Annotated in this window: 14 protein-coding genes and 3 pseudogenes; 5 read left to right on the top strand and 12 right to left on the bottom strand. The window is 36.0% G+C overall.

Going from position 1 to position 13,977, the window contains the following annotated elements:
- The first annotated feature begins 205 nt into the window (after positions 1-205).
- On the top strand, positions 206-694 hold the full coding sequence (locus DFO72_RS15605) for a pyridoxamine 5'-phosphate oxidase family protein (RefSeq protein WP_113882881.1): 489 nt from the start codon (positions 206-208) through the stop codon (positions 692-694).
- Positions 695-850: 156 nt separating this feature from the next.
- On the opposite strand, the pseudogene DFO72_RS30725 reads toward DFO72_RS15605, so the two are convergent.
- The 3 genes and pseudogenes from DFO72_RS30725 to plsY form a co-directional block, all read right to left on the bottom strand.
- A pseudogene (locus tag DFO72_RS30725) lies at positions 851-1,071 on the bottom strand (VOC family protein); the annotation flags it as partial.
- A 183-nt stretch (positions 1,072-1,254) separates the two neighbouring features.
- Complete coding sequence (locus tag DFO72_RS15595; RefSeq protein WP_113882880.1) at positions 1,255-1,734, bottom strand: DinB family protein; 480 nt, start codon at positions 1,732-1,734, stop codon at positions 1,255-1,257.
- Between the two features lie 106 nt (positions 1,735-1,840).
- Positions 1,841-2,416 (bottom strand): glycerol-3-phosphate 1-O-acyltransferase PlsY, encoded by a 576-nt coding sequence (gene plsY / locus DFO72_RS15590; protein ID WP_113882879.1) that lies wholly within the window; start codon positions 2,414-2,416, stop codon positions 1,841-1,843.
- A 329-nt stretch (positions 2,417-2,745) separates the two neighbouring features.
- On the opposite strand from plsY, the gene DFO72_RS15585 reads away from it, so the two are divergent.
- Positions 2,746-3,804: a Ger(x)C family spore germination protein gene (locus tag DFO72_RS15585; RefSeq protein WP_113882878.1), complete on the top strand. Its 1,059-nt coding sequence runs from the start codon at positions 2,746-2,748 to the stop codon at positions 3,802-3,804.
- A gap of 189 nt (positions 3,805-3,993) precedes the next feature.
- Here the strand turns inward: DFO72_RS15585 and DFO72_RS29510 are convergent, their stop codons facing one another.
- From DFO72_RS29510 to DFO72_RS15575, 3 genes and pseudogenes are all read right to left on the bottom strand, one after another.
- Positions 3,994-4,140, bottom strand: a complete 147-nt coding sequence (locus tag DFO72_RS29510; RefSeq protein ID WP_166672500.1) for a hypothetical protein — start codon at positions 4,138-4,140, stop codon at positions 3,994-3,996.
- Between the two features lie 284 nt (positions 4,141-4,424).
- Complete coding sequence (locus tag DFO72_RS15580) at positions 4,425-4,859, bottom strand: NUDIX hydrolase (protein ID WP_113882877.1); 435 nt, start codon at positions 4,857-4,859, stop codon at positions 4,425-4,427.
- Between the two features lie 347 nt (positions 4,860-5,206).
- A pseudogene (locus DFO72_RS15575) lies at positions 5,207-5,584 on the bottom strand (DinB family protein); the annotation flags it as partial.
- A 47-nt stretch (positions 5,585-5,631) separates the two neighbouring features.
- Between DFO72_RS15575 and DFO72_RS15570 the strand changes: the two are divergent.
- Positions 5,632-5,829 (top strand): isochorismatase family protein, encoded by a 198-nt coding sequence (locus tag DFO72_RS15570; RefSeq protein WP_243856180.1) that lies wholly within the window; start codon positions 5,632-5,634, stop codon positions 5,827-5,829.
- A gap of 108 nt (positions 5,830-5,937) precedes the next feature.
- On the opposite strand, the gene DFO72_RS15565 is transcribed toward DFO72_RS15570, so the two are convergent.
- The 5 genes and pseudogenes from DFO72_RS15565 to DFO72_RS15540 form a co-directional block, all read right to left on the bottom strand.
- Positions 5,938-6,465 carry an AAA family ATPase gene (locus tag DFO72_RS15565; protein WP_113883220.1) on the bottom strand — a complete coding sequence of 176 codons (528 nt, stop codon included), beginning with the start codon at positions 6,463-6,465 and terminating at the stop codon, positions 5,938-5,940.
- A gap of 353 nt (positions 6,466-6,818) precedes the next feature.
- Complete coding sequence (locus DFO72_RS15560; RefSeq protein WP_113882876.1) at positions 6,819-7,334, bottom strand: DinB family protein; 516 nt, start codon at positions 7,332-7,334, stop codon at positions 6,819-6,821.
- Between the two features lie 1,110 nt (positions 7,335-8,444).
- Positions 8,445-8,953: pseudogene (locus tag DFO72_RS15550) on the bottom strand (HAD-IIIA family hydrolase).
- Positions 8,954-9,138: 185 nt separating this feature from the next.
- Positions 9,139-9,870 (bottom strand): class I SAM-dependent methyltransferase, encoded by a 732-nt coding sequence (locus tag DFO72_RS15545; RefSeq protein WP_113882875.1) that lies wholly within the window; start codon positions 9,868-9,870, stop codon positions 9,139-9,141.
- Positions 9,871-10,274: 404 nt separating this feature from the next.
- Entirely contained in the window at positions 10,275-11,150 is an 876-nt protein-coding gene (locus DFO72_RS15540) for an RCC1 domain-containing protein (protein ID WP_113882874.1), read from the bottom strand.
- Between the two features lie 215 nt (positions 11,151-11,365).
- On the opposite strand from DFO72_RS15540, the gene DFO72_RS15535 reads away from it, so the two are divergent.
- Positions 11,366-11,770, top strand: a complete 405-nt coding sequence (locus DFO72_RS15535; protein ID WP_113882873.1) for an RrF2 family transcriptional regulator — start codon at positions 11,366-11,368, stop codon at positions 11,768-11,770.
- 76 nt (positions 11,771-11,846) lie between these two features.
- Positions 11,847-12,752, top strand: coding sequence for an NAD(P)/FAD-dependent oxidoreductase (locus DFO72_RS15530; protein WP_113883219.1), 906 nt, complete (start codon positions 11,847-11,849; stop codon positions 12,750-12,752).
- 201 nt (positions 12,753-12,953) lie between these two features.
- On the opposite strand, the gene DFO72_RS15525 is transcribed toward DFO72_RS15530, so the two are convergent.
- The gene (locus DFO72_RS15525; RefSeq protein WP_113882872.1) at positions 12,954-13,727 is read right to left on the bottom strand and encodes a PAS domain S-box protein; all 774 of its coding nucleotides are present in this window, start codon (positions 13,725-13,727) and stop codon (positions 12,954-12,956) included.
- Between the last annotated feature and the right edge of the window lie 250 nt (positions 13,728-13,977).

Here is a 13,977-nt window from a genome sequence, read left to right as displayed (position 1 = left end):
ATACCTCCTCCAAACTTTTAAGCCATTCACTTTCAATTCTCTTCTATTCCTCTAAATACTTATGTAATGCTAATTATTTGACTTCCTTGTTCAATTACCCTGCCTCACTGTTCAAAAAGATAAAAAGCTGCCTTGTTAGACAATCTGAATAAAAGCTGGTATTAAGGGTAAAATACCTCTATAAAACTTTAACGAGGTGATGAAAATGTCTAACATGATGAATCAAGAAGAAATAGAAACATTAAGAGAGTTAATCAAAGACATAGACACAGCCATGCTAACCACGGTAACGGAGGAAGGGCTTGTTTCCCGTCCAATGAAAACACAGGAAGTAGAGTTTGATGGTGACTTATGGTTTTTCACTAAAAAAGAGACTAATAAATATGATGAAATTTTACATGACCAGGATGTTAATGTGGCTTATGCAGGTAAATCCTATGTTTCCGTCCGTGGAAAAGCGGAAATAGTTGAGGACTTAGATAAGAAAAAGGAATTGTGGAGCAAAGCATATGAGGAAATTATGCAATCTTCTTATGATGATCCAAACGTTGTCTTGATAAAGATAAAAGCAGAAGCAGTCGAATATTGGGAAACCGGTAACTTTACGAAGAAAATAGCCTTTCTCTTTAAACGCATGTCAGGGCAAAGTACCAAATCGACAGATGTGAATGAAACGGTTGAATTGAATAAATAACAGCAAAAATGGATTGCCTAATTATAGGGCAATCCACTTTATTTGTTGACTATGCTGATCATTTGTTTCTATATGAATCTCTGTTTTTTTAACTGGTTTTAATTTAGTACTTTAAAATACTCCGAGAAATGCTCTTGAATAAAATTATCCGTGACATTACGGTACTGCGAGTTCAACTGTTATCCTATCAGGATCTTCAAAATAAACCGCGTAATGAATAGATCCTCCTGAAAATAGATGTTTATTTTTGTAAAGGATAGTTACCCTTTAGATTCCAATATTTTTGTTACCTCTTCAACATGAAGGCGTGATTCAGCGTGAAATGCTAAATGATTTAGCCCTACTCGGCATTTATGATATGGAATATCCAGAAACCGTTATGATGAAGCAATCCTTTCGACAAAACTATTCCTCCTAATGAGCCAATAGCAGCTATTCTCACAAAACAGCTCCCTTGTTGGCAGCTGCTCAGTTACTTTATTTCCGCTTCTTTTCCTAAGTTCCCTTGTTCAGCTAACCTGCCGGGATTTACTATTGATACCCCCGAAACCCTATTAATCCTACTTGTTTTTCCAACTCTTTTGCAGTTTCCGGATGTAAATGATTTGTCCTATATGGTAGGCATTATGTGTAGATAGATTCCCGAGTATTGCCCACCACTCTGCAGCTTCAGGGAAACCTTCAATTTCACTTTCTAGTTTTTCTTGGGAAAGCAGATCTTGCCACTGCAAGAGCACCTCTACTAGCTGCTCTTTCAAGTCAGTAAACTTTGCATTTTCCGGGATTACAAAGCTTTCATTATTATTACCTAGGGGTGGTACAGCATTAACATGAGATTTATGATACCTCTTTTGCCAGGTTTCATTCCAATAAAGAAGATGCTGCACAATTTCAGCGATGCTATTGCTTTCCTCATTCGGCTTCCAAAACGCATCTTCCTCTGATAAGTTTGCAACTGATTCTGAAAACGGAATATACCAGCTAGGATCATTTGCATTTGCTGACAATTGATCGGCCAAAACATCAATTGCATAAGACATATTCGCCACGCTCCCTGTAATTATATTTATATTACTAATCAGTAATCATTAAATCCATTATTCTCCTTTTTTAGTTTATACCACCTTGTGATTTTTTTGTATTTCATTACCATAGCTTGTTTTCAGTACCACTTATCAATCTTTTGATATTTTGTCTATGCAAAATTATCACTAATACACTTATAAAGAATGAAAGAGCAATAATGACTTTTTCTTCAAATATAAGGCTGTAAATAAATATGGCTATTCCAGCTAGCATGGAACTTAATGAAACATACTTGGATAATATCAAAGTAAATAGAAATACAACAAAACCAGTCAAGGTACCTAAGGGTGTCAAAAATAATAAGACACCGGTTGCTGTCGCAACAGCTTTCCCGCCTTTAAACCCTGCAAAAACAGGAAAAACGTGTCCCAATATGGCTAGTAAACCACAGATAATAGGGCTAACCGCAGAATTAAGGATTTGGGGAAGTAAACAAGCAAATGTACCTTTTAATAAATCAGCAATGGCAACAATTAGTCCCGCTTTCTTTCCAAGAACCCTATAAACATTGGTAGCACCAAGGTTCCCGCTGCCATAACCTCGAATATCGGTTTTATAGAAAAGTTTACCGATAACCAAGGCAAATGAAATAGAACCAATCACATAACTTAAAAATAGAGATGAAATATGGAGCATAGTATACCTTTCTTACTTCAATTATTTATATTGATATTCAATTTAGGAAACTAATTTTCCTTCCTGCATCGTTCAACTATCCTGCCCTTCTATTTATAGAGAATTCATCCCCCTAATGCATCTGCTTTCGCCTTAATAACTAAAACTTCCTTAATTCAGGAATTCCCTTATTACGAATATTCTCCCATATAAAGATTAATACTAATTGTGTACTCATTTTTATCATGACATGGTTTTGTTTATGCCAATAGCAATTGGCATAGCGGCTTTAATTATGTGAAATGTAATTCACAGCTGTCATAATTGCCAATAGTAAAGGTGAAATTGAAATGAAAAAAGTTTTACTAATATGCCTGTCCTTGCTGCTTTCAGGCTGTGTTGATAAAGAAATCATTGATGATATAAATATTGAAGTAGGAGTCGGCTACGATTTAGCAGAGGATGAGAAGGATAAGTATAGAGGAACTGCATTATTCCAGGAATTCCAGCCTGATCAAAGTGTAATTAACAGGACAATTTCCGGGAATGGAAAGCTTAGGCAGGACGTACGTCTGGATATTTCTAAGCAAACATCAGAACCAGTAGTCACAGGTGGATTAAAGCTGGTTATATTCGGACCTGAAACTTCCAAAAAAGGGGTTTTTGACTTAATAGATTCTTTTCAGAGAGATGCAAGTATGGGGGCACGCGTATTTGTTGCAACAGCAGAGGGAAAAACAGAAGAATTGTTAAAAGGTGAGTATGGAACCATGGGAAACGGCACCTATATCTATAATCTTATTCAACATAATATGGAACATCGCGATATTCCCATAACCAATTTGCATATTTTTTCGCATGATTACTATCTGGATGGTAAGGATCCCTTCCTGCCCCGGCTAAAGAAAGCCGGAAATGATAAGGTCAAGATAGTTGGAGTTAGTCTTTTCCAAAATGATAAAGAAGTGGCCATCCTCCCTGTAAAGGACCTGTTCTATTTTAAATTGCTGGTAGATAAGTATAGCGAAGGAAACTTTGATGTTAAGTTAAAAAAGGGAGAACGAGCTGCTATAAAGAGTATAAAATCAAAAAATAAAATCAAAATGACTGATAATCACGCTGCCATAACCCTTAACCTCGAAGGAGTTATTCGTGAGTTTACGGGAGATCTTTTAACCCCACAGATTGTTGGAGAGATTGAAAAGAACCTGGAGAAAAAAATTGAAAAGGAATGCTTAAGATTATTAATACAATTTCAGGATATCGGAATAGACCCTGTTGGCCTGGGTCAAAAGAAAAAAAACCGGAATCGGAACTTTGACTTTAAAAAGTGGGAAGACGATTACAAAATGTTAGGCTTTGATGTTAATTGCAATGTAGTGATAGAAGAAACAGGCGTTCTTGAATAAGAGCGGGTATAATAGTATTCCCAGCTTATTAGGAATGGTTTGGCAGAAGAGAAAGAATAAAATTGAAAAATTCAGATCCATTCCTTCTGCCTCTTCCTATTACTCCCAATAATACTTTTCATGAAAGTAGGCGCTTTCTTTATTTCAGAAATGCGTCTGATTGCTGAAGATCAGCAGCCTGTCTTTGTATTAGGAATTAGGAGAAGAGTCTTCCGCTCTAGAATCAGAACTTCCATTTTTCAGAATTTCATTGATTTCGCCAACATCGCCTTTGGTATTTATTATTTCAAATATCTGATTCAATCCTTCGGCAGTTTCCTGATCTTTGTCTTTCATCCGAATCCCTCCTTATAAAATTATTCATAATAGGTTTTCCAACTTTCCCTCTTATATCCAGAGCGAACACTGTTTTTGCATAATCAGTCTAAAAATCCTTCTTCAACAAACCTGCCTCGTTTGTTCAACAAAAAGAATGCCGCCTATTGGCGGAAAATATTGAGTACTACAATCTCTAATTAAATAATCGACTTGAAAAAAATACGGTCTACTTTTACTCGGATAAAACTGGAGCTTCTATCTTTATGGATTGTTAGGCGATTACCTTTTTATAAAAATGAGAATTATGACAAATGAATTGGAATCAGCGTCTCTGCTTTTCTGATACTTTCTTTTAAATAAATAGGTGATTTTGGGTGGTTTAAAATTTCTTCTGAAGTTAACCAAAACACTCCATCTACCTCATTAGAACTTATAGGAAACGCCTCACCAGATTCATATTCGCAAAGAAAAATAACATCCACTACATTTTGACCGGAATCTGTTACGAAAGAAGTGCTAGATACATACGTTAAGCTATCTTTTACTTTTATACCGACTTCCTCTAAAATTTCACGTTTTACAGTTCTTCCCAATATATTTGAAGAATTTCCTTCTATATCCACCTTACCTCCAACAAGGGAAAGCAGACCTCCAGCGTGTTCCTCTTTTTTACTTCTTTCAATAATTAGCCACTTGTCATTTTTCCTTATAGCACCTTCAACATTTACAATAAACATTTTAAGCCCCCAATTCTTTTTGATTTTATTCCTTCAAATTTTACTCATTTTCCTTCCAGTTACTTTCTTTAAACTACCAGTCATTCTCTAAACAGAGAGCCTTACAAAAAAAGAATGTCTGGTTATAGACACCAAAAACAACGACTCCCACAAAACAAGCTGCCCTGGCGGCAGCTGCTCTTAGATACCAAATAAAGTTACTTTACATCTATTTCCTCGTCTTTTCTAAAAAATCCTTGCTAACATGCTCGGATCTTGAATGAAAATAATTGGCTTAATTGCTGACACTTTAGAGCGGTATATTTTTTTACTATTGATACTTCCGAATCCCCATTTAATCCTCTTACTTATTTTTTCCAATTCATTTGCAGTTTCCGGACGTAAATGATTTGTCCTATATGGTAGGCATTATGCGTGGATAGATTCCCAAGTATTGCCCACCACTCTGCAGCTTCAGGGAAGCCCTCAATTTCACTTTCTAGTTTTTCTTGGGAGAGCAGGTCTTGCCACTGCAAGAGCACCTCTAATAGCTGTTCTTTCAAGTCAGTAAACTTTGCATTTTCCGGAATGATAGAGCTGTCATTATTATTACCTAGGGGTGGAACAGCATCAACGTGAGATTTATGTAACCTCTTTTGCCAGGTTTCATTCCAATAAAGAAGATGCTGCACAATCTCAGCGATGCTGTTGCTTTCCTCATTGGGTTTCCAAAACGCATCTTCCTCGTCAGTAAACTGTTCACCCCTACTTGTATAAACATGTTCCAGGCTGGTTGAGACAACGATCTAGAGCTGCTGTGGATCTAGGCTTTGAGACTACACTGATTGAAGATGCATGTGCGAAAAGAGACTTATCTTATCAAGATAAGGTCGTGCCAGCTGAACAGGTTCATTATGCGTTTGTCAGCGCACTTAACGGTATGTATGCCAATGTAATTTCGAACAAGGATTTCCTGCAAAAGAAAAATTAATTAAATAGAAAAGGGAGTTTGTTTAAAAAGAAATTTCCTTTTTTGCTGTTGTTTATAAAGTACGAACCTCCCCATTATTTGAATATATTTTTTACCTATTTGATAGCTCTAATTTTCAATCACAATTTCCCCTTCACCATTTGGTATTTCAAAACCATTAAGGTAAGAAGTTAAGATTTCTTCTGAAATAGGGAACGCGTTTGCATCAAATCGTTTGTTGCGTAACTTAAGTCTTTCACGTAAATCATAAGGTTGAACTTTTAAATAAACAAGTTTCCATTTACCCCCAGAATCCTCAATAAGTTTTTTATATTGGTACCTTCTTGCACGATCCCAAAAACTGAAGTCGATTACCACCTGTTGTTTATCGTGTATTAACTTTATTAAACGATTGAGTAAATTTTTTTCTGCATCTTTCTTGTATTCTTCAATTTTTTCAATTGGGTAATCAATCCCATAACGACCATTAACAGCCCATATTTCTTCATCAATAGAAAGACGTACAAAACCTTCCTTTTCTAACTTTTTTGAGAAAGTAGTTTTTCCAGAACCAGCCACACCACACATCATCACCACTAAAGGGGTTAAATTATTGCGTTCACGATAGATCAATTCAAAATTAAATTTTTCAAACACCTTTATATCCCTCCATTCAATTAGGAATTCCTTCCTTGTCATGAGTTAATCCTCAATCGACTTTATGGTAGATGCCCCTTCCTCTATTTAATTAATCGTATCGGGAATCAGTAGGATTATTTTTTAATCGTTCTCTTTTATCTTCAGGCGTTTCAGTTATTATTCACCCTAAAAACCTATATACAATAATTCCTATAGTGAATATTCTATATTTTATCGTCTATACCTTTTAAAGCTAACCTGCCTCTATAGTTAAATAATAAAAAGCTGCCTAGTTTGGCAGCTGGATCTAAAATCGGTTATTTTGGTCTTTGTATAATGATTAAATCTACTTTCAATAGTGGCTCTAGAATTTAATCAAATAAAGTTTGTCTTGGTTCAGTCATGCCAAATTGTGTCCATTCTTCTTTTGAGGGACCATAAATCCCTGGTACACTAAGTCCTGCTTGCCTCATTAGTATAGTCATTTGTCCCCGGTGATGAGTTTGATGTTGGTTTAAAAATAATAACAGACTTCCCTTTGTCATTTTCATGCCAAAGAAATCAATTTTTTCCAACAGGGTCTCATCAGTCCAATGAGTTTCCAAAGCCTCAACCAGGTTATTTGAAGCATCAGTATAGCTTTCAGCAATGAAATTCGCTGAAGATGGAACAGACCAGTCTTCGCTAGGAGCTGTAAACCTTAAACCTGCCTGTGAACTAATCACTTTAATAGCAGTGACCGTATGCCACGCAATACGCCCTAAAGACCATTGATCTGGTGTAACTTCCTGCTTTAATGATTCATCTGTGAGATTCTTCAGAACCTTGCTTGTAGCCCCAGCCTCAAATTCCCAGGATTTAAAAAAATCGCTTAAGCTATGATACATTTTCAGACTCCTCTCAATTTATGTTCATATTAACATTCTCCCTCTTAATTAAATTACCTCCTCTTTTTTTCATTAAGGCTGCACCTCAGAAATTTGGGGATTTTCGATCATCAACTGCCATGTGTTTTTAATTAACTTAAAAAGTAAAGTACATAATTTTTATACCTACTAATCAAACTAAGAAAAAAAGTGGTGAATTCAAATGGCTAATTCAAGAACTAACCGACTGCTAATTGGAAGTACAATCTTATCTAGTGCTCTTAGTATCACAATTATTGCTTTAACAATATATCACCATGTGAAAATTCAAGAGAAAATCGATGAACTTAAGAAGGCTTAGGAAACTAAGCCTTCTTTAACTACTTGCTCCATTAGTTGAATAAGAAAATGAGCAGCCGCAGAACCTTTTTTCCAGCAGCAATCATAGTTTAATCAAGAGAAATAACGACAAAAAGGGCGGGGACGAAGGAAAATGGTAGTTAATCCAGAAGGATAACGACGAAAAGGACGAGGGGCAAAGGAAAATGGTAGTTAATCCAGAGGCATAACGTCGAAAAAGACGAGGATCCAAGGAAAATGGTAGTTAATCCAAAGGCATAACGTCGAAAGGGACGAGGATCCAAGGAAAATGGTAGTTAATTCAGAGGAATAACGTCGAAAAGGACGGGGGTCAAAGGAAAATATCATTTACTTAATAAGAATTTGTAATATAGAAATTCATTAGTTCTGTTTCTTTAATAACTTAGATAGGAAGATTAATTGAGGAAATGGCTCTAACATTAAATTGTGATCTATGTCTGTTTTTAGAATAGACATTCTGTCTAGTTTAATAGTCATTTAAAGTAATGGCATCATTACAAACAAGATCTATATTTGCTGGAGTAAGCAGCAATAGCCCATTTGTTTCGGAGATTAAGTTATCTCCTTCTTTTGTGGGACCAACCTGAAATATAAATAACCCTTTATACAAAACAAAGGCACCCCATTTCTTACAATCTTTTAAAATAACTATTTTTTGTCTCTCCTTGCGCCTTCGAGGCTTTTGAGATTCTGATTATTTAGGATTACAAAAAAGCTGCCGATGGAAGCAGGAATATTTCTCTTAGACACTTAGTTTATGAATGGGCGGTTTGCCATTAACCATTTAACAGCTTCGTTGAAATTTTCCGCAGCAAAATCGGGCTTTATTTCTGCCCAACGGCCAATATACTCTTTGTTTTTGTACTTCTCAAAGGACTTTTCCCCACCGCCATTCTTTACTAATATTTTTTACAGTTATCTGTAGCTAGCATGTCAGTCCATCCATCTATCCCCAATAACTGCACAATTCCTTAAATCCAAATTATTTTCTTTGGCCGCCTTTTTCAGCATTCCTGAAGAGGGCTTCCTGCATTGACATCCTTCATTATGTTTGTGGGGACATAGGTAAACCTGATCAAAGCCAAAGTCTCGAAGTTCTTTTTCAAAGCTGAAAAAAGTTGCTTTCCCTATAGATAGTCCAGGTTGATTAGTGAAAGAACAAATTAAATTCCCCGATTTTTTCAATTGCAGTATTGCCTCTGCGACATCGGAAAATAGTTAAAGTCTCCAGGATAAATATCACTGTCACTTCCACCGATAGTTCCATCCCTATCTTAAAAACTGCTTGTAAAAACATAAAATAATTCCCCCAATATAACCCTCATTTATAATAAAATATTCTGTATAATTACAGAAAACCCTGTATTTTGGAAATGACTAACCTTGCACCTTCTGTTGAATAAGAAAAACGTCCCTGCATTTGCGCAGGAACGTTTAAACAAAATTACTTTTCTGCTGAGATTATTAAGAACATAGGTCTCCGGAGTTCATCTTTCATTTCAGGAATACTGATTAACATTTCCTCAGAGGGAATTGGTTCCTTAATTGTCCTTATATTAAAGCCAGCATTAATTAAGGCATTGATATAAGTTGAAAATGTGCGATGGTATTTTATAACGTTTTCAGTTAGAAATGTTGTTTCACGTAATCCTTCCAATTGGTAATTGTCAACTGCCCAATGCAAACGATTCCCTTTGTCATCATGATACCAATCTTGTTCGTTCCGAGAAGTGAAGATTGGATGTTCAACTGAAAAGACAAAAGAACCTCCAGGCTTTAAGCAATGATAGACCTTCTTACAAGTTGCTTCAAAGGACTTAATATAATGAAAAGCCAATGAGCTGATGACAACATCAAATGGAGAGTCTGTAAAATCAATGTCTTCAATTGGCATTTTAATGTATGAAATGAAGGAATCCTGAGTCATTTCACGAGCTTGTTCAAGCATTTTTTCAGATATATCTATTCCAATAACAGATCTTGCTTGCTGTTCACGAGCATAACGGCAGTGCCAGCCGAAGCCGCATCCCAAATCTAGTACACTTTTATTTTGGAGTTCGGGTAAAAGTTCTTTTAATACATGCCATTCTCCTGCAGCTTCAAGTCCTTCGACTGAACGTGCCATTTTTTTATATGCAGAAAAGAAATTCATATCATTATACTTGTTTTGCTTCATTTTATACAACTCCTAAAATATTTGTTAGCCTCCTAAAATTAATACAACATCTAATTCAGGAGGCTATCTATCTCCTTCTAACCATTTCTTTCACCTCATTAAAAATCTAATATAACACATTGCTTATTAAACAAACCTGCCCTGTTTTTTCAATAAGAATTTCAATAAAAAAGGGGTTAGTTTAAGTTAAAAATCCTCAACACTTTTGTCCTTGAGCATATAAAAAAGAGCGTTCTTACTAAAGAAAAGCACCCGATTACTGAAAATCGTTATTGAACAAAAGCGCACGGTTGTAAAAAATCTTAAACTTACCCACCCGGTAGCTGAAGAAGGAATTTTTCCTATTATAATTAATTCTTTTATGGATATATTGGCTGCAGGAAATGTATCCTTTAACCCGAAAACTAATTGTTGGGAAGCTGGATGCCAATCCAGTGGCTTACATCGCATTGGCCATATTCATTATCGCCCACAGCAACCACCGTACCGTCTGATTTAAGGCCGATGGTATGCGAACAACCCGCCGAAATCGCTACAATATCGACCCAATCACTTACATTACATTGGCCATAATCATTCCATCCCGCAGCAACCACAGTACCGTTTGATTTAAGACCAACTGTATGATTACTACCCGCCGAAATCGCTACAATCCCCCGCCAGCGGCTTACATCGCATTGGCCTAACTTATTTTTACCCACAGCAACCGCCGTACCATCCGATTTTAGTCCAACAGTATGAAGATACCCCGCCTTAACCGCCACAATATCGACCCAATCTCTTACATTGCATTGGCTAAACCGATTATTCCCCACTGCCGAAACCGTGCCGCCCAATTTAAGACCGATTGTATGCCAGTCACCCGCCGCGATTGCCACAATATCATCCCAGTCGTTCACATTGCATTCACCATCATTATTTCGGCCCACTGCAACCACCGCACCATCCGATTTAAGGCCAATAGTTCGTCGCCAACCTGTAGCAACCGCTACAATATCGCCCCAGTGGTCTATATCACATTGTCCATAATTATTCCAACCCACAGCCTCCACAGTACTGTTAGATTTAAGACCGATTGTATGAGCATTACCAGTGTTCGTTGCCATATGAACATTACCCGCCGCGATCGCCACAATATCGTGCCAGCCGCTTACATCACATTGGCCATATTTATTATCACCCACAGCCTCCACAGTACCGTCAGATTTAATAGCAACAGTATGACGACGCCCCGCCGCTATGGTATCTTGAGACCACCGCTTTATTCGATGAAATATCATCCATGTTTTACCTCCTTTATAACAAGAGCTAATTTTATTTTAGTATCATTTTCGCTACTTAAACAAACCTGCCCCTGTTTATTGCATAAGAAAAGGCTGCATTTTAGCAGCCAGACCTTTAAGCAAAGCACCCTTTTGTTGACTAAACTTAGTATTTGACATTAAAAACTTAAGTCGATATTATAGATATATTAAATCTACAATAGGAGTAATATATGAAGTTAACAAAAGCAACGAACTATGCTCTCCACACCATGTTATTTTTAGCTGCTAATCCGCCTGATGAGCATATTGGTGTGGCAAAATTAGCTGAACGCCAAGAAGTTTCAACCACATATTTATCTAAAATACTAACAAAGTTAGTAAAGGCGGGTATGGTTGAATCTGTCTCAGGTGCAAATGGTGGCTATAAATTAAAACCTGGCTGGGAAGAACTTTCATTACTTGATGTTATAAAATCTATTGAAGGTTTGATGCCTATTTTTGATTATTGCCTCAGTCATAATCCTGACTGTTTAATTCAGAAGGCGATCGAATCAGCCGAGGAAAAGTTTTTAGATGAATTGAATCAAACACGTATAGTTGACCTGGCTAACAAAATGAATGAGACATCTATATAAATCATGATGTCTTTTATTCAAATTATAGATATTAAAACTCTATAATATATATTATAGACAAGGAGGAAAATAAATGATGGATAAATATGATTGTATTGTAATTGGTGCAGGACCTGCCGGATTAAGTGCAACCTTAACTTTAGGGAGAGCGCGCAGAAAGGTTGCCCTATTTGATAATGGAACAAATCGAAATCGTGTAACTCATGAGTCACATGGTTTTTTAACAAGAGATGGAATTAAACCAAAAGAATTTAAAGATATAGCAGTTAAACAATTAGAATCGTATCCTTCTGTTTCTATTTCGAATGAGACAGTTATTAAGGTAATTAAAGATGTTCAAAGGGATTTATTTTTAGTCAATACATCGAACAATAAATCTTATATAACAGAAAAAATACTGTTAGCTACCGGTATACAAGAAGAATTTCCCTTATTACAGATTAGACAATATTATGGTAAAAGTTTATTCAGCTGTCCATATTGTGATGGCTGGGAGCTTAGAGACAAGCCGTTAGCTATAATTGCAGAAAATGATGAACACATTATTCATATGACTAAATTGGTTTTTAATTGGTCAAAGGATTTAATCGTTTTTACTAATGGTCATCAACTATCCAATAAAGTGCGAAATGATTTTGAAAGTAAAAAGATTAAGGTTTATACAGAAGTTATTAAAAACTTACACGGAGATAATGGTAACTTAGAAAGTATTGAATTAGAATCAGGTGAAAACATTCTAAGAAGTGGTGGCTTCGTAGTTCCAAGTTTTTATCGCCCAAATAAATTTGCAGAACACTTAAATTGTCAAGTTGATGAAAACGGAGGGATAATCACAGACAGTGCTGGACGAACAACAGTAATTGGGATATATATTGCAGGTGAAACTGAAAAGGCAGGACCCTCTTCTTTGATGATTGCTGCAGCCGACGGCAATAAGGCTGCTTCAAGCATAAACATGGATATAACATTAGATAGATTTTAAAATGCAAGCTGATGAGTTATAAATGCAACTCATCAGTTTTTGTATTATTGGGTTTAATAACTTAAAAGCCTTACTACATTAAATGGCCCGATTGTTGAACACAAATTAAACACCACTCTTCCACAAACCTGCCCCGTTAGCTCAATAAGAACTTAAATAAAAAAGCCGCTAATCCTTCCTGGATTAACAAGCCCTCTATTTTTAGTAAGATGTATCTGTTTTACTATTTACCCCGAGAAAGTATAAGGCATCCTTAACATTAGAGAAAGTAATTATACTATTTAAATTAAGGCCAATTTTAACTGCCTCTACAGCTAATTGGGGCCTTACCCCAGTTAGAATGCATTTTACCCCAAGTAATTTTAGTACATTGTTAATTTTAAATAGGTAGTCAATAACTAAATTATCAATTTTATAAATTCCCGAGCAATCTATAATCAAACGGCTAACCCCTTGCTCTTGAACATTGACCGGTACTAATTCTAAGAGTTGTTCAGCTCTATTCTGATTTATTACGCCTAACAGTGGTAGAACAGCAATGCCTTCTAGAAGAGGGACAATTCTTGACGCTAGCTCATTTATTTGCATATTCATTTCATATTGTGCTTTATTTTGTTTTTTTCTCTCCGTGATGTCTTTTACGTAAGTTTGGATCGCTCTTGTGCCCTCTATTTTAATAGGGTGACAATATAACTCAACCTCAACTGGCGTTCCATCCATTCTATATATAGTTTCCTCTATAACCTCTGCGGGTTTACTATATGCCCCGGATATTCTCTTGGTTATTGATGGTTTAGAGGTGTCTTTAAATATATCTAAAGGACTGGCCCCTATTACTTGGTCCCTTGAAGCACGAAAAAATCTTTCTGCTGCTTCATTTATATATATTATCTTCAGCTGTGAATGCACAATTATTGGATCCAGTGCATATTCAATTACTTCTTTGTAATTAATGCCTTCAATATTCTCGTACATTTTCCCTCACTCCTTAAATTAAGGGTAGTTCATTTTATCGTTGTATACAAGGAGAATACTTTTTTATTCACATTCAGGTTTTTTATTTTTAAGCATATTGAACTAACCTGCCCTTTTTGTTGAACAAGAAGAAGACCACCGAATTTGGCAGCCGTATCTTAAATTAAACCAGCTAATAGGAGTCAAGAACTTCTTATTAAAAATATCTAATCCACCGTGTTATACTTTTGAAAGCAAGCCAAATAACCCT

Origin of the sequence: Cytobacillus oceanisediminis, assembly GCF_004366035.1 — a bacterium.
In the GTDB taxonomy this organism is placed as follows: Bacteria; Bacillota; Bacilli; order Bacillales; family Cytobacillaceae; genus Cytobacillus; species Cytobacillus oceanisediminis_C.
Note: the sequence above shows the minus strand (reverse complement) of the source record. Positions and strands in the feature narration are given on the sequence as shown.